General features: G+C 56.7%; 16 protein-coding genes. 13 read left to right on the top strand and 3 right to left on the bottom strand.

The window, feature by feature from the left end; translation table 11 throughout:
• Positions 1-161: 161 nt before the first annotated feature.
• On the bottom strand, positions 162-725 hold the full coding sequence (locus PKO02S_RS00520; RefSeq protein WP_127578917.1) for a Uma2 family endonuclease: 564 nt from the start codon (positions 723-725) through the stop codon (positions 162-164).
• A 147-nt stretch (positions 726-872) separates the two neighbouring features.
• On the opposite strand from PKO02S_RS00520, the gene hisC reads away from it, so the two are divergent.
• The 7 genes from hisC (at position 873) to PKO02S_RS00485 (ending at position 5,924) form a co-directional block, all read left to right on the top strand.
• Positions 873-1,988, top strand: a complete 1,116-nt coding sequence (gene hisC, locus PKO02S_RS00515; RefSeq protein WP_127578915.1) for a histidinol-phosphate transaminase — start codon at positions 873-875, stop codon at positions 1,986-1,988.
• An 89-nt stretch (positions 1,989-2,077) separates the two neighbouring features.
• On the top strand, positions 2,078-2,959 hold the full coding sequence (locus PKO02S_RS00510; protein WP_164821220.1) for an AraC family transcriptional regulator: 882 nt from the start codon (positions 2,078-2,080) through the stop codon (positions 2,957-2,959).
• A 120-nt stretch (positions 2,960-3,079) separates the two neighbouring features.
• Complete coding sequence (locus PKO02S_RS00505; protein ID WP_127578911.1) at positions 3,080-4,087, top strand: hydroxyacid dehydrogenase; 1,008 nt, start codon at positions 3,080-3,082, stop codon at positions 4,085-4,087.
• A 98-nt stretch (positions 4,088-4,185) separates the two neighbouring features.
• Positions 4,186-4,452 carry a DUF1294 domain-containing protein gene (locus tag PKO02S_RS00500; protein WP_127578908.1) on the top strand — a complete coding sequence of 89 codons (267 nt, stop codon included), beginning with the start codon at positions 4,186-4,188 and terminating at the stop codon, positions 4,450-4,452.
• A gap of 12 nt (positions 4,453-4,464) precedes the next feature.
• Entirely contained in the window at positions 4,465-5,070 is a 606-nt protein-coding gene (locus PKO02S_RS00495; protein WP_127578906.1) for a histidine phosphatase family protein, read from the top strand.
• 197 nt (positions 5,071-5,267) lie between these two features.
• On the top strand, positions 5,268-5,471 hold the full coding sequence (locus PKO02S_RS00490; protein WP_127578904.1) for a hypothetical protein: 204 nt from the start codon (positions 5,268-5,270) through the stop codon (positions 5,469-5,471).
• 36 nt (positions 5,472-5,507) lie between these two features.
• Positions 5,508-5,924 (top strand): NUDIX hydrolase, encoded by a 417-nt coding sequence (locus tag PKO02S_RS00485; protein WP_127578902.1) that lies wholly within the window; start codon positions 5,508-5,510, stop codon positions 5,922-5,924.
• Positions 5,925-6,063: 139 nt separating this feature from the next.
• Here the strand turns inward: PKO02S_RS00485 and PKO02S_RS00480 are convergent, their stop codons facing one another.
• Complete coding sequence (locus PKO02S_RS00480; protein WP_127578900.1) at positions 6,064-7,149, bottom strand: YheC/YheD family endospore coat-associated protein; 1,086 nt, start codon at positions 7,147-7,149, stop codon at positions 6,064-6,066.
• 146 nt (positions 7,150-7,295) lie between these two features.
• Here PKO02S_RS00480 and PKO02S_RS00475 point away from each other — a divergent pair, with 146 nt between their 5' ends.
• The 5 genes from PKO02S_RS00475 to PKO02S_RS00455 all read left to right on the top strand — a co-directional run bounded on the left by PKO02S_RS00475 (position 7,296) and on the right by PKO02S_RS00455 (position 12,781).
• Complete coding sequence (locus PKO02S_RS00475; RefSeq protein ID WP_127578897.1) at positions 7,296-8,000, top strand: spermidine synthase; 705 nt, start codon at positions 7,296-7,298, stop codon at positions 7,998-8,000.
• Between the two features lie 64 nt (positions 8,001-8,064).
• Positions 8,065-9,621: an ABC-F family ATP-binding cassette domain-containing protein gene (locus PKO02S_RS00470; RefSeq protein WP_127578895.1), complete on the top strand. Its 1,557-nt coding sequence runs from the start codon at positions 8,065-8,067 to the stop codon at positions 9,619-9,621.
• A 121-nt stretch (positions 9,622-9,742) separates the two neighbouring features.
• Positions 9,743-11,236 (top strand): protein adenylyltransferase SelO, encoded by a 1,494-nt coding sequence (locus PKO02S_RS00465; protein WP_127578893.1) that lies wholly within the window; start codon positions 9,743-9,745, stop codon positions 11,234-11,236.
• 33 nt (positions 11,237-11,269) lie between these two features.
• The gene (locus PKO02S_RS00460) at positions 11,270-11,836 is read left to right on the top strand and encodes a GNAT family N-acetyltransferase (protein WP_127578891.1); all 567 of its coding nucleotides are present in this window, start codon (positions 11,270-11,272) and stop codon (positions 11,834-11,836) included.
• A 33-nt stretch (positions 11,837-11,869) separates the two neighbouring features.
• Entirely contained in the window at positions 11,870-12,781 is a 912-nt protein-coding gene (locus PKO02S_RS00455; RefSeq protein ID WP_127578889.1) for a DMT family transporter, read from the top strand.
• Here PKO02S_RS00455 and PKO02S_RS00450 read toward each other — a convergent pair.
• Positions 12,739-14,100: an FAD-binding oxidoreductase/lyase gene (locus PKO02S_RS00450; RefSeq protein WP_127578887.1), complete on the bottom strand. Its 1,362-nt coding sequence runs from the start codon at positions 14,098-14,100 to the stop codon at positions 12,739-12,741. The two genes, PKO02S_RS00455 and PKO02S_RS00450, sit on opposite strands and share 43 nt — an antisense overlap.
• 180 nt (positions 14,101-14,280) lie before the next feature.
• Here PKO02S_RS00450 and PKO02S_RS00445 point away from each other — a divergent pair, with 180 nt between their 5' ends.
• On the top strand, positions 14,281-14,538 hold the full coding sequence (locus PKO02S_RS00445; RefSeq protein WP_127578885.1) for a hypothetical protein: 258 nt from the start codon (positions 14,281-14,283) through the stop codon (positions 14,536-14,538).
• The last annotated feature ends 193 nt before the right edge of the window (positions 14,539-14,731 follow it).

Genomic DNA, 14,731 nt, shown 5'->3' with positions numbered 1-14,731 from the left:
GCAGGAGATCCCGGCGGGAATCGTGGTCGCAGCGCTTGGGGGCTTATTTTCTTTACTTGCTTGCGAGAGGGAAATAGCTTCAATAGCACACGCCAAAGACATTGCTCGAACGGCCGGTTTTTTGTTGTAATTAGGCGTCGCGAACGAGGATGAGGCGATCCTCATTCCATGCTTTCCGAAGGGAAAATACCCTCCAACTCTACCGCTACGCAAGGAAACTGTGGAGATGTAAGCTGGTCCCCGATCGTGAGCGATGCGGCTAGAAAATAAGCTCCATCGGCGAGCACGAATTGATCCACGGTCTGATAATCAGGGTAGAACAACCAGTATTCTTTTACGCCGAACCGTTCGAACATCGCTTTTTTCACCGTCTTGTCCTTCCGGCCCGTGCTGCTCGACAGCACTTCCACTACTAAATCCGGTGCTCCGTACACGTAGCCGTCCCGCAGGATAGCTCGATTGTCGTTCGCAATATAGAGAAGGTCGGGCTGCGCAATATTTTCCTCGTCGAAATGCACGTCCATGGGGGCCACGAGGATTTCCCCGTCCAGATGGCAAGTCTTACTCAGATTCAAGAGCAAGTTCCCCACTATTTTCTGATGCACATACTTCGGGGATGGAGATAGATCGTAGCGGATGCCGTTGATTAACTCGAACCGTTCCGGGATGTCATAGAAAGAAGTGCTTTCTTTGATTTTTGGCTTGGAATCCCTGTTGTTGCTCATATTTCTTGAACCTCCTAAATATTTCTAATTATTTCAAGTGTAGCAGAAAGGAAGATGCTTGAGAAGGGTGTTTACAACATTAACGCGTCAATGTATTATTTATTTAAAGCAATAAAGAAAAAATTGCTAAAGGAGCTGCTATTCGTCATGAAACCCGCCACCCCATCCACCGTTCAAGCCCGTACCCTGCTCGGCCAAATGAAACCGTACTCCCCCGGCAAGCCGATCTGGGAGGTGCAGCGAGAGCTCGGCCTGACCGATGTCGTCAAGCTCGCCTCCAACGAAAATGCGCTCGGCCCTTCGCCCTTGGCGGTTACCGCCATTACCATGGCGCTCGGCGAGCTTCACCGCTATCCGGACGCGCATGCGTTCGACCTGCGCCAAGCGCTGTCCGCCAAGCTCGACGTGGCCCCGGAGCAGCTCATCGTGACAAACGGCGGCGACGAGCTGATCACCTTGCTCTCGGAGGCGTATCTGGAAGCCGGCGACGAAGTGATCGTACCTGAGCACACGTTCACCGAATACGAGTTCGGTGCACAGCTGATGGGGGCGGTCGTGCGCAAGGTGCCTCTGCAGCCCGGATTCGAATACGACTGGAACTCAATCGCCGCGGCGGTAACCGACCGGACCAAGCTGATTTATTTGTGCACGCCCAACAATCCGACCGGCACCTACATGCCGAAACCCGATCTCCTCAAGCTATTGGCTGCCTTGCCTCCGCAAGTGCTGGTTATTTTGGATTCGGCTTATACGCACTTTGCGTCGGCCGATGACTATACGGACGGCTTGGAGCTCGTTCGGGAAGGGTACCCGGTGCTAGTACTCCAGACGTTTTCCAAAATATACGGGCTGGCCGGCATCCGGGTTGGCTTCGGGGTCGGCCCGCAGGAGCTGATCCGTTCGATTTTGCAAGTGAAGGAGCCTTTCAATGTGAATGCTTTGGCCCAGACGGCGGCTATTGCGGCTTTAGGGGACGAGGAGCATGTCCGGCGCTCGCGCGAGCTGGTGCTGAGGGAACGCGACAGATTGTATGCGGGACTTAGGGGGTTGGGGGTATCTTTTACCGAGAGCATGAGCAATTTCATCCTGGTGGAGCTTGGACCGGAGGCGAAGCAGCGGTATGAGCGGCTAATGGCGTCGGGCGTAATCGTGCGCTATGGAGGCGGTTGGGGACTGCCGGAGCATGTGAGGGTGTCGATCGGCTTGTCCGAGGAAAATGACCGCCTGCTGGAGGCGCTCCAACTGGTGCTGTCCGAGGCGTAGGCGATGGTGGTTGGCTCCTTGCCCGTCGTTCTGGTATGCTTGACTCGAAGAGTCGAATACGGACAAGCTGGCGGCGGAGGGGATCGAGGGTGCTGTATACGGAGCAGGAATTCGCGGATCCCGAGTTCCCTTTCAAGGTGGAAATCAAGCAAGGGCTGGAAGTAGCGAACAAGCTGCATGCCCATTCGTTTTTTCAAATTAGCTACATTATGAAAGGGACCTGTCTTCACAGGGTGAACGGACGCGAGGCGGTGCTGGCCAAGGGCGATCTGATCTCCATCCCGCCGATGTCGCAGCATCAGCTGGAATTGCTTCCGGACAAAGATGTGGAGCTCGTTCAAATCGACTTTATGCCTGCACTGCTAGACGGAAGCATACAGAGCTACGGGGATTTGACGCATTTCGTGCATGTGGCGTTTATTCGGCCTTTCTTGGACATGAACGACCGGCTGCTGCCGCAGCTCACGCTGACCTACGAGGGGCAACAGCGCGTGGAGTCGATCATTACGGAAATTCGGATGGAGCTGGACCGGCGCGAGGCCGGTTATCCGCTCGTCATTAAGGCGGCCGTGCAGCGGCTGCTTGTGCTGACCGGACGCGAGTATGCTTCCTACGCGGATGCGAAGCAGGGAACGGGCGGGGCTGCCGCCGCCAGCAGGAAGTTTTTCGAAGAAGCGGTCGCCTACATACACAGCCGGTTCCGCGAGGAAATCAAGCTGCAGGATGCCGCCGCGCGAGCGACGATGTCGCCAGCCTATTTCAGCACGATGTTCAAGCTGTTCAAGGGCAAATCGTTCGTCGAGTATGTCAACGAGCTGCGGTTGGGGGAAGCGATGCGGCTGCTGAAGGAGACCGACATGGGCGTGGACGGGATCGCGCTGGAGACCGGCTTCAACAATAGTACGCATTTTTACCGTATGTTCAAAAAAACGACGGGCCTCACGCCTGCCGCGTATAGACGCAAAGGCTGAGAGCGGCGGACCGGTTCCAAAGAAAGGTTACTAGGTTTCGAATATAGTGCATGGTTATCGGAGCTCCGGCCTGCTACCCTTGGGGGAAAGATCGATTCCGAGAGGTAGGTAGGGGCCCAAATGAAAACTTTAATTACAGTTGCGAATGAAGATTTACGTCAATTGGTGTTTCGGGAGGAAGCGGTATGGAGGCTGGAGCGGGTCACGGAAGTGGATTTTGTGGAGCTTGGCGACGACTTGACTGTGGCTCAGTTGGCCGACAGAATCGCCGGGTATGAGGCGGTGCTCACTTCATGGCGGTCGCCGAAGTTGACGCAGCAAGTGCTGGAACGGGCCGATCGGCTGCGGTTCGTCGGCCATGCGGCCGGGACGGTGGTGCCGATCGTCGATCCGGTTATTTTCGATCGCGATCCGGAGACCGTTGTCGTGAACGCCAATTCGCCGCTGGCCCGCTCGACGGCCGAGCTCGTGATGGCGCTGATGATGGCGGGCGGCTGGACGCTGAATCGGTTCGCGGATCAGATGCGCCGCGGGGTGTGGCGCGACGTGAACCAGCAGACGGTCATCGGCTTGTATGGACAAACGATCGGCTTGATCGGGTATGGGGAAATCTCCCGGGAAGTCATCCGTCTGCTGCAGCCGTTCCATGCGACGATTCTGCTCTGCTCGCGCAATTGCCCGGAGGAAGAGGCCGCCAGCCTCGGCGTACAGCTATGCGGGCTGGAGGAGCTGCTGCGGCGCAGCACGATCGTTTCGCTGCACAACACGCTCACCGAGAAGACGCAAGGCATGATCGGGCGCGAGCAGCTCGCGCTCATGCAGGACGGCGCGCTGTTCGTCAACACGGCGCGCGGCCCGATCGTCCAGGAGCAGGCGCTGCTGGACGAGCTGGAGAGCGGCCGGCTGTACGCCGCGCTGGACGTGTTCCACGCCGAGCCGGTGCAGGTGGATTCTCCGCTGCTGCGGCTGCCTAACGTCGTGTGCACGCCGCATATCGGAGCGATGTCTCGCTACTGGCGGGGGCAGCTTGGCGAGACGGTAATCGACGAGCTCATCCGGTTTGTGAACGGGGAACCGCTGCAGGGACGAATTACGAGGGAGAAGTTTGCTTTCTTGACGCCGCAATAATCGAGGGGGACGGTTGCTCCTATTTGGCAGGCAGCGCGACCCTAGGTAATTCCGTGGTTTGTGATTGAACGAGGGGAACTGGGGGAGCGTTACGCGATATGAAGCTATTGGTGTTCTATTTGATTGTGTTGAATTTCGCCGGGTACGCGGTGATGGGCTATGACAAGCAACAGGCCAAGCGCAAAAATCGACGCATTCCGGAGAAGCGCTTGTTCCTGATCGCCTTGGCGGGCGGCGCGGCAGGGGTGTTGATCGGCATGCAGCTGTGGCGGCACAAGACGAAGCATCTGTCGTTCACAGTCGGCATCCCTCTGCTGCTGGCGCTCAACATCGGCTGCTTGTACGCCATTTATACGCAGATTTAGGAGGAGGCGCCAATGGCATATATCGCACTGATTCGGCATGGAGAAACGTACTGGAATGCCGAGCGCCGAACTCAAGGGCATTCGCACAATCCGCTGAATGAGCTGGGGCTTCAGCAAGCTGAGAAAGTGGCGGACAGACTGGCTGCAACGCCTTGGAAATGGGATGTCTTGCTCTCTTCAGACTTGATGCGCGCCAGGCAGACGACGGAAATCATCGCGCGACGGCTCCAACTGGAGATTGTAGAATGGGATGTAAGGCTGCGGGAAGTCGATCGGGGACAAATTTCCGGTACGACCGAAGCGGAGCGAATTGAACGCTGGGGAGCCGGGTGGAGGCAGCTCGATCTCGGCATCGAAACTTCAGAAAAGTTGAGGCTCAGAGGGAGCGCCTGTCTTGAAGATATCGCTCGGGAATACAAAGGGAAAAGGGTGTTGATAGTCAGCCACGGTATCATTCTGTCCAACGTGCTGGCGCATCTGGTGCCGGATCTGGACAGCAGTTCGAACCTCCACAATACCTCAATGACGATTCTAACCAAGGCAGACGCCGATCAGCCATGGCAATGCGAGCTATACAACTGCGCCAAGCATCTGGAGTCGTCCTCCGTACCGAAATAGCGATACGAGACGAGACCCCCTTATTTGCTCCAAAGTGGCTCTCCTTACAAAAATAGCAAACCGTTGCCGCTGGATTAGCTACTGCAACTCTGACACCGATTCCCACATCGACACATACTGTTCATTTCCTCCTCCGCCAGGCGCACTCCTTTTACTTATACTGGAAGAGAAAGCGAATCCGTCGGAGGTGGAGTCGAATGTCGATAGAAGCCAACTGCATGACCTGCCGCAAGTTATTCCGCGTGACGCCCAGCGAACCGCAGTACTATAAGCTCAAGAGCGGCCAGACGAAGCTGTACGTGTGCAAGGATTGCGCCGCCTCGCTCAAGCAGGAAGCCGTGCAAACTACCGGGCTCGACCCGGCGTTGCTCGATCCGAACAAGGACGACAAATTTTTCTGATCGGCTCGCCACCTAGAAGAGCAGGAGGGACAGGCTATGGATCAATGGAGAGGCGCCGCTGGCGTCTGCGTGGACGAGCAAGGCCGTTTGTTGATGGTGCTGCAAGGCAAGCCGGAGGAGGAGAAACGGTGGTCTGTTCCTTCCGGAGGCCGCGAGGGCGAGGAGACACTTGAGCAGACTTGCATTCGGGAAGTGTTCGAGGAAACCGGCTATCGCATCCGGACTACGAAACCGCTCCAGGAGAAGAAGGGAACGATAGCCGGTATCGACTACTCTGTCACCTATTTCGAGATAGAAATTACGGGGGGCGAGGCGGTCATTCAAGACCCGGACGGCCTCATCTACGAGATCGCCTGGATTCCCCGCGAGGAACTGGAGCGGCTGCCCCTTAGCTTCGAGGAAGATCGGGCGTTCCTTCTGCACATCACAAGCACGAGTACGAGGGGCACCTAGCCGGCCAAGCAACCATAAACAAAAACGGAGAAGACACCCCAGGTGTCCTCTCCGTTTTCCGTCCCGTCCCGTCTCTTTCAGTTCCGTTCCATCCCGTTCCATCCCGTTCCGTTCTGTTCCGCTGCGGCCCCCTATTTCCCTATTCTCCCCCATTCGACAACAAATACTTGGCGTACCCGATCGGGCTGCTGTACGTCTGTTGAAACTCCTTCAGCTGGTTGCCCTCCTGGAAGCTAATGCGCAGATCGCGGCCGTTGCACTCGATGAACAGCGGCATGCCGCTGGCATCGATGCCCACATCGAGGCCGATATCCGCCAGATGCGGCAAGTGGCAGCTGAGCCGTTCAGCGACGGCAAGCGACAGCTGCTCCACACGAGCCCGGGTTTCCACCGGGTTCAGATGCGGGTACTCGCCGAGCACGCTGTCGAGGGAGTACACTGACCCGCCCTGGGCGAGATTGGTCAGGAACACATTCGGCTTGGCGACCTTCACGGCGATGCCCGAGATGTGCCAGGCGCCGGATTCGTTGCGCTGCACGGAGACGCGTAAGTCGAACGGGCGACCGCGGTATGTTGCAAGCGGCCAGCACTGCTGCACCAAGTACGAGGTCGAGCGAATGCGCCGCACCAGCACGCCGGGCAGCGCGGTGCGGAACGCCACCTTCCGCCTCACCATGCTCCTGCGGGTGATCGCGTAGTCGAGCACCCAGCGGTTGCCCTGCCGAGACAGCTTCATGATGCCGCGCCCGATGCTGCTGCTGTTCGGCTTTACGATCAGCGAGTCGTACTGCGTCATCATGTGCCGGATGTTGTGCGTCGTCGCCGTCACGGTTACCGGCAGATGCGGCCGAATGGCGGCATCCTGCAGCAGCAAATCGTGGATCGTCTTTTTGCCATACCGGTTCCAGCCGTTGAAAATTTGTTTGCCGCTTTTGACCAGCCGCTCGATCCGAAGCTTGGCATTCGAGTTGAAGTAGAGACCGCGATTGTGGATCACTTTAGGAACCGGAACCGACTTTCGAACATAACCTCGATCCGACCGGACATAAGCCATGACGCTCGTCTGCCCCGGATACAGATCGTTCAAGCGAATGTAGCAAGGCGTGACACCATGGAGTCGTCCGGCTACCTCGTAACAGGAAAGTGATTCATGATGTACGCGTCCGGCGGGGATGCGCCGATACAGCGAATCGTTCAGTATAATGCCTACATAGCGATTGTCCATGACGGCTCACTCACCTCCACAATTACAGTATGATGAGAGAAAGGTCGACGTATGGACGGGTGTATGGGGCCGCTTCATTTTGTCCGCTTTACCTAAGTCTATCGGCCTATGTGACGGCAGTTTAACAAGGAGATGGAGAGTTGGCGATGAAAGTAACTGTGTTCGATACGGAGGAGCTCTACGGAGAGCGGGGAAAATTCCGCGTGCTCGCCTTTGCCGACGAAGCCGTGCAAGGTGCGATGGATTTGAATCAACCGTCCCGGATCGTACTGGAATACCCGCAAGCGATCATTCATTTAATGGAGATGAACAATCCCGACTTCGAGGACTTGTTTATAATCGGGCATGGGATCGGGACGATCGCCGGGCATTTCAAACAAAAACGATGCAGAACGGCGGAGCTGTCGCAAGAAGTGGTGGAGTTGAGCGAAAAATGGTTCGGGGCCGAAACCGGGCATGTGATCATCGGGGACGGTCGAGCCGTGCTAGAGCAAGAGAACCCGAGCTCCCAAGACTATATCGTCCTTGATGCATTCAACGAAAGAGGGACGCCAACCCACCTGCTATCGCTCGAATTTTTCCATCTTGCACAAGAGAAGCTCACCTCAGAAGGAACCATCCTCCTGAATGTGACTGGCAAACCGAACAACGATCCATGGCTGCAAGCTGTATTTACGACGCTGAGCCAAGTGTTTCCGTACACACGAGGGTTTGTTCTGCCGAGCAGCGACCAAACAGCCGCATGCAATCTGGTCCTCGTGGGCAGCAACGTCCCGATCCGCTGGCAGCAGCGCCATATGGCCGGATTCGAACCCACTCAGCTGGAGCAGGGCTACATAATCCGGGATTGAGATGTTTCCGCCGGAACCGTATAATAGGACGAGAACATATTGAAGGAAAAGGTGTTGTCCAGGCATGAGCATTTTAAACGTAGAAAAATTAAGCCACGGCTTCGGGGATCGGGCGATCTTCCGGGACGTGTCGTTCCGCTTGCTGAAAGGCGAGCATATCGGCCTCATCGGCGCCAACGGCGAAGGCAAATCGACATTCATGAACATCATTACCGGCAAGCTTCAACCGGATGAAGGCAAAGTCGTCTGGTCCAGACGGATGCGCGTAGGCTACCTCGATCAGCATGCGATGCTGAGCAAAGGGATGTCGATGCGGGACGTCCTGAAGGGCGCCTTCCAATACTTGTTCGACCTGGAGCAAGAGATGAACGACATGTACGGCCGGATGGGCGACGTGTCGGAGAAGGAGCTCGAGCAGCTGCTGGAGGATGTCGGCACGATTCAGGATACGCTGACGAACCAGGATTTCTATATGATCGACGCCAAAATCGACGAGACGGCCCGCGGCTTGGGTCTGACCGATATCGGGCTGGATAAAGACGTGAACGACTTGAGCGGCGGCCAGCGGACCAAGGTGCTGCTCGCCAAGCTGCTGCTGGAGAAGCCGGACATTTTGCTGCTGGACGAGCCTACGAACTACCTCGACGAGACGCATATCGAATGGCTGAAGCGGTACCTGCAGGAATACGAGAATGCCTTCATTCTGATCTCCCATGACATCCCGTTCCTGAACAGCGTCATCAACTTGATCTACCATATGGAAAATCAAGAGCTGAATCGCTATGTAGGCGACTATGACCACTTCCAATCCGTCTATGAAATGAAGAAAACGCAGCTGGAGTCGGCCTTCAAGCGCCAGCAGCAGGAAATCGCCGATCTGAAGGATTTCGTGGCGCGGAACAAGGCTAGCGTGGCGACGCGGAACATGGCGATGTCCAGACAGAAGAAGCTCGACAAGATGGATGTGATCGAGCTGGCTAAGGAGAAGCCGAAGCCGCAGTTCCAGTTCAAGGATGCCCGAGCGTCGGGCAAGCTGATCTTCGAGGCGAAGGAGCTCGTCATCGGCTACGATTCGCCGCTGTCCAGACCGCTCAATCTGCGGATGGAGCGCGGACAGAAGATCGCGCTCGTCGGGGCGAACGGCATCGGGAAAACGACGCTCCTGCGCAGCATCCTCGGTGAAATTCAAGCCATCTCCGGCTCGGTCGAGCGCGGGGAGTACCAGTATGTCGGCTACTTCGAGCAGGAGATGAAGGGCGACAACTACAACACCTGCATCGAGGAAGTGTGGAACGAGTTCCCTTCGTTCAACCAATTCGAGGTGCGTGCGGCGCTCGCCAAGTGCGGACTGACGACGAAGCACATCGAGAGCAAGATCGCCGTGCTGAGCGGCGGCGAGAAAGCCAAGGTGCGGCTGTGCAAGCTGATCAACCGCGAGACGAACCTGCTCGTGCTCGACGAGCCTACGAATCACTTGGACGTCGATGCGAAGGACGAGCTGAAGCGTGCGCTGAAAGCTTACAAGGGCAGCATTCTGCTCATCTCCCACGAACCTGAATTTTATCGCGAGGTCGTGACTGAGACTTGGAATTGCGAGTCGTGGACGACGAAAGTTATTTAGAGCGCAGGAGCCAAGACTGTCGAAAACCCATGAGATGGGGGCGACGGTCTTTTTTTCTAGTCGGCGGAGGGGTATACTAGTCGAATGAACGAATGTCGAACGATAGCGGGAGATGCACAATATGAACGAGAATCGATCCATCCAGGATGTTGGCTGGAACTTTGATAATAGCTATGCGAGACTGCCTCATGTTTTGTTCTCGCCGTTGAACCCTACTCCAGTGCGGGCGCCGGAGCTTGTCGTGCTCAACGACCGTTTGGCAGCGGCGCTGGGGTTGAATGCGGATGCGCTCCGCACTGTGGAGCGCGTAGAGGAGCTGGCGGGCAACGGCCTGCCCGAAGGCGCCTTGCCGATCGCCCAGGCTTATGCGGGGCATCAGTTCGGCGGCTTCACGATGCTGGGCGACGGCCGGGCGATCCTGCTCGGGGAGCAGATTACGCCGCAGGGCGAGCGGCTCGACGTCCAGCTCAAGGGACCGGGACGCACCCCTTATTCGCGGGGCGGCGACGGCCGGGCGGCGCTCGGTCCGATGCTGCGCGAATACATTATCAGCGAGGCGATGCACGGCCTCGGCATCCCGACGACACGCAGCCTGGCTGTCGTGTCGACCGGGCAGCCGGTCATCCGCGAGACGCATCTGCCCGGCGCGATCTTGACCCGCATCGCGTCCAGCCATATCCGCGTCGGCACGTTCCAGTTCGCGGCGCGTTGGGGAGCGCCGGAAGACCTGCGCGCGCTGGCGGACTACACGCTGCAGCGGCACTATTCGGACGCGCTGCAGGCGGACAACCGCTACCTCGCGCTGCTGCAGGGCGTCATCCGCCGCCAGGCGCAGTTGATCGCCAAGTGGATGCTCGTCGGCTTTATCCATGGCGTGATGAACACCGACAACATGACGCTGAGCGGCGAGACGATCGACTACGGCCCATGCGCGTTCATGGACGCTTACGATCCGGGGACCGTGTTCAGCTCGATCGACTCGCGCGGTCGCTACGCGTACGGCAACCAGCCGCCGATCGCGGCTTGGAATTTGGCGCGGCTCGCGGAAGCTTTGCTGCCGCTACTGGACGAGCACGAGGATCGGGCGATCCAACTGGCCGAGGACGCGCTGGGAGCGTTCGCCGAGCAGTACCGAAGTTTCCGACTAGCAGGCATGCGGGCGAAGCTGGGATTGTTCAACGAAGAGCAGGAAGACGAGTCGCTGGTTGAGGAGTTATTGAGTGAGATGCAGAAGTCCGGTGCGGACTATACGAATACGTTTCGAGCGCTGACGATGGGGATTGGAGCAAGCGAAACGCCATCACCATCGCCCGCCTTGCCAAATACGGCCGACTTCCACGCCTGGCGTGAGAAGTGGCAAGCTAGGTTGGCTCGTCAGGCCGCTGCCCCGGAAGAAGTACGCCGCTTGATGCAACGCAGCAACCCGGCTATCATCGCGCGCAATCATCGGGTGGAAGAAGCGCTGGAGGCCGCTGAGCAGCAAGGGGACTTTAGTGTGCTGCATCGATTGCTAGCCGTGCTCGAGGATCCATATGCGTATTCCACGGAGCAAGAGGAATTCGCGATCTTGCCCGAGCCGTCGTCATGCCGGTACCGCACCTACTGCGGCACGTAACGCTCAAGACGCGGAAAGCGGGGAACGGTTGCTGTGGATGATTGGAACTATCGGGTAACGGACGAGTGGGAGGAAGCGCTGTGGGACGCGGCGGAGCGTATCTACGAGGAAGCGTTCCCGCTGGATGGCAAAAAAAGCCGAGCCATCATTCAACGCATGTTCGAACGGCGGCTGTGTCAGCTGCACATGTTATGGCGTCGCGATGGAGAGCTCGTGGGAATGGCGCTGACGGGCATCGATCGTCAAGCCGGCGCGGTGCTGATCGATTATATCGCAGTACGGAAGGACGCGCGCGGCGAAGGCGCCGGCCGTCAACTGCTGAACCGGATCAAGCTATGGGCACGGGAATCGTGCGATTGCCGAGGCATTATCGTGGAGGTCGAATGCGAGCCGACGGAGGAAAACCGACGCCGTATCCACTTCTGGGAGAAGAACGGATTCGTACTGACCTCCTATGTCCACAAGTACATCTGGGTGCCCGAGCCTTATCAGGCTATGGTGTTCCATTTCGATGACATCAAGGACCGACTGCCGGAGGACGGCAAGCAGCTATTCCGCAGCATCACGCGGTTTCATGAGAAAGCGTATCGTCGGACGTAACCATTCTTACTGTAGAGAGCTGAGGTGCGCTTCATGGGATATTTGTTTTTATTGCTGGCGACCTTGTCCTGGAGCTTCGTCGGCATCTTGGTGAAGGCGGCGTCTACGATGGTGGACAGTACGACGATTACGTTCGCCCGCTTTTCGATCGGCGTCGTGTTTCTTGGCCTTTTTCTGCTGCTTAAAGGGAAAGGGCTTCGGCTGCAATTCCGCTTGCGCTGGATTTGGCTCGGGGCTCTAGGGAAGGCGCTCAACAATTATTTAGAAAACATAGGGCTGTCCATCGGCTATTCATACGGCTATATTCTCGTTTCGCCGGTTTCGACCGTCCTTTTGCTGCTTGTCTCGTATTTCCTGCTGAAGGAACGAATATCGGTCCGGGGCCGCATCGCCGCCGCCATGTGCGTAGCCGGGGTGTTCGTCATCAGTTGGAACGGGAAGCCGCTCGGCGACTTGTTCGGCGCGGATTCGCTCACGACGCTGATTTTCCTGATCTCGGGAGTCGGCGCTACATTCCATGTGCTGAGTCAGAACTTGCTCGCCAAAGATATGGAGCCAGGCGAGATGAATTTCTCCGTGTTTTTCTGGGCGTCTCTCGTTATGATGGTGCCGCTTCCCTGGCAATTCGAATTCCATGGCAATGCCAGCATCAGTTCGGTCGGCGCCTTGGTGTTGCTGGGACTCATTACCGGCATCAGCTTTTATTGGTTCTCGCTCGGACTAGCCAAGGTGCCGTTCTCGGTCGCCGTCATCTTGAGCAACAGCTCAGTGCTGTTCGCGATCTTATGGAGCTTCCTCATCTACCGGGACCCGATTACGACGTACATCGTCGGAGGAGCGACGCTGTTCACAGCCGGGATGGTCGTGCTGAATTTACCGGTCGGGCATAAGAGAATAAGGCGTCAAGTGCGTTCCGAATCCGAAGATAAGAGCTTGCCTAAATAAAGACCGCATGCTGCCGCTTGAGACAACGAATGCGTAACGCCGGAGCAGTCGCCGATGAGGTAAAAGCCGGGCACGGCCGTCTGGAACCGTTCGTCGGTCTCGAGCACCGGGGCGTAAAACTTGCCGTCCATTCCGTAGAGAAGCGTATCCTCGTCGAGCGGCTCCTCCAGGAAATGCTCCAGTCGCTCCAAAAATCGGAGGAGGATGGGGATGTATGGCGCCGGTATTTCCTCTGGGAGATATCCGGCATCAGCGTGCAGCGTCGGTTGAATCCGATTCCCGGTGAGCTGCTCCGTCGTGGTCGGCCGTCCTCGCCGTAGATCCTCCAGTCGCTGCACCACGATGCGCTCCCCGCCGCGGTTAATGCCGCCGATCACTTGCCGGGCCAGTTGGTTCGCCTCCTCCAAGGTGGAGAAATAAGCCGGTGTGAACAAAGTAAAGTTCAAATTGGCTGTTGTTCCGTCTTGGCGTTCCCGAAAATTTTGCCCGTCCGGCATGACGAGCCCTTCCTGGTATTTGCGGATGATGCTCCCCCGCGGGTTCATGCAATAGGTTGTGGAAACTGTATTCTCGTCGGCGTAAGAGAGCTTCGTTTCGAAAGTGTTCTGCAAAATGGCGCGCAGCTGCTGCTCCTTCATTTCGACGCGGAAGCCTAGATCCAGTCGGGTTTTCCCTTGGCGCACGCCGAGCTCTGCAGCCTGCCGGTTCAGCCAGTCCGTTCCGGATCGCCCTGTAGCTATTGCGATTTGTCGGGCACGCACGGAACCTTGTGAGGTATGCACGGTGAAGAAGCCATCTGCGTCTTTTTGGATCGTCTGGACGTCCACTTGAAATTGCAGCTGAATAGAGTCGCTAGCGACGATTTCCTCATAGATCCTCTGGAAAATGGCTGAGGACAGCGTGCTGCCCAGGTGCCGCACCTCGGTCGAAAGCAGCTTTAGTCCGCTTTGCTCCGCTTTTCGCGCCAGCTGAGGGTTTACCGTCGAATACATGTCCACCGCGTCCCCGCCGTAAGAACACAAAATATCATCCACCTCGCGCATCAGCTCATGCAGCCGCTTTTTGCCGAGTTTGTGCTCCAGCTCCCCGCCGAAGTCGCTCGTATAGTTGAACTTCCCTTCCGATTTCCCCAAGCCGGCAAATCCGAAAAACTTGTCGCAGGCTTCGCAGTCGCAGCTTTCGCCCCGATCCAGCGGGCAGCTTCGCGCCTCGAGCGGCTTCCCTTTTTCAAGGATCAGGACGGACCTCCCGCTATTCCGCATCGCATATGCCATAAAAATACTGCTCACACCCGAGCCGATCGTGATAAAATCATACATATTCGTTCGTTCACCCTTAGTCGGAATTCATGCTATAACAATAATTGTACCGGGTCGGAATTGCAATGCGCAGAGGAGGGGTATCGTAAGAAAAAGTGAACATAGAGACGCGTGCAATGCTGCTGAACTAGGAATAAATTTGGTATAATGGAGGTATTAGAGTAATCGGAGGTGTTAATTGTGCAGTGGGATGAGGTTCGCAAAATCTATCCTTCCCAGTACGTAAAGCTACAAATTCTCGCCTCCCATATGGAAGGAAATACGAAGATCGTTGATGAGGTTGCTTTAATCAGAGCGATTCAGGATCCTAGAGAAGCAACGGAGGAGCTGATTCGTTCAAAAGAGGGGATTATTGTCTCTCACACCACTAATGATGAATTGAAGATTGAGGTTCGGAACCTGAGAGGGTTGCGAGGAGTTATCCGTCATGAAAATTGAACTTATCGACGGAATGCTTCAAACTGTAAATACTCTCGCTTACCAAGGGCAATCTGTTCTAATAAGTCTCGATCTATTAATAGAAGTGAAGGCTGTTCTTAATCTGTCCGATTTGATTATGATCACTTCACCTGAAAACTAACATAAAGGCTGCCGAGCCGAGGGGAACGGCGGCCTTTGCTGCATGAGCGGC

Origin of the sequence: Paenibacillus koleovorans NBRC 103111 (assembly GCF_004000845.1) — a bacterium.
Lineage (GTDB): Bacteria > Bacillota > Bacilli > Paenibacillales > NBRC-103111 > Paenibacillus_AA > Paenibacillus_AA koleovorans.
The sequence above is the reverse complement of the archived record's forward strand: the minus strand, read 5'-3'. Positions and strand labels throughout refer to the sequence as shown.

Bases quoted from the DNA above. Each gene is read 5' to 3' on its own strand.
- PKO02S_RS00520 (WP_127578917.1), bottom strand. From the start codon at position 725: ATGAGCAACAACAGGGATTCCAAGCCAAAAATCAAAGAAAGCACTTCT.
- hisC (WP_127578915.1), top strand. From the start codon at position 873: ATGAAACCCGCCACCCCATCCACCGTTCAAGCCCGTACCCTGCTCGGC.
- PKO02S_RS00505 (WP_127578911.1), top strand. From the start codon at position 3,080: ATGAAAACTTTAATTACAGTTGCGAATGAAGATTTACGTCAATTGGTG.
- PKO02S_RS00500 (WP_127578908.1), top strand. From the start codon at position 4,186: ATGAAGCTATTGGTGTTCTATTTGATTGTGTTGAATTTCGCCGGGTAC.
- PKO02S_RS00495 (WP_127578906.1), top strand. From the start codon at position 4,465: ATGGCATATATCGCACTGATTCGGCATGGAGAAACGTACTGGAATGCC.
- PKO02S_RS00490 (WP_127578904.1), top strand. From the start codon at position 5,268: ATGTCGATAGAAGCCAACTGCATGACCTGCCGCAAGTTATTCCGCGTG.
- PKO02S_RS00485 (WP_127578902.1), top strand. From the start codon at position 5,508: ATGGATCAATGGAGAGGCGCCGCTGGCGTCTGCGTGGACGAGCAAGGC.
- PKO02S_RS00480 (WP_127578900.1), bottom strand. From the start codon at position 7,149: ATGGACAATCGCTATGTAGGCATTATACTGAACGATTCGCTGTATCGG.
- PKO02S_RS00475 (WP_127578897.1), top strand. From the start codon at position 7,296: ATGAAAGTAACTGTGTTCGATACGGAGGAGCTCTACGGAGAGCGGGGA.
- PKO02S_RS00470 (WP_127578895.1), top strand. From the start codon at position 8,065: ATGAGCATTTTAAACGTAGAAAAATTAAGCCACGGCTTCGGGGATCGG.
- PKO02S_RS00465 (WP_127578893.1), top strand. From the start codon at position 9,743: ATGAACGAGAATCGATCCATCCAGGATGTTGGCTGGAACTTTGATAAT.
- PKO02S_RS00455 (WP_127578889.1), top strand. From the start codon at position 11,870: ATGGGATATTTGTTTTTATTGCTGGCGACCTTGTCCTGGAGCTTCGTC.
- PKO02S_RS00450 (WP_127578887.1), bottom strand. From the start codon at position 14,100: ATGTATGATTTTATCACGATCGGCTCGGGTGTGAGCAGTATTTTTATG.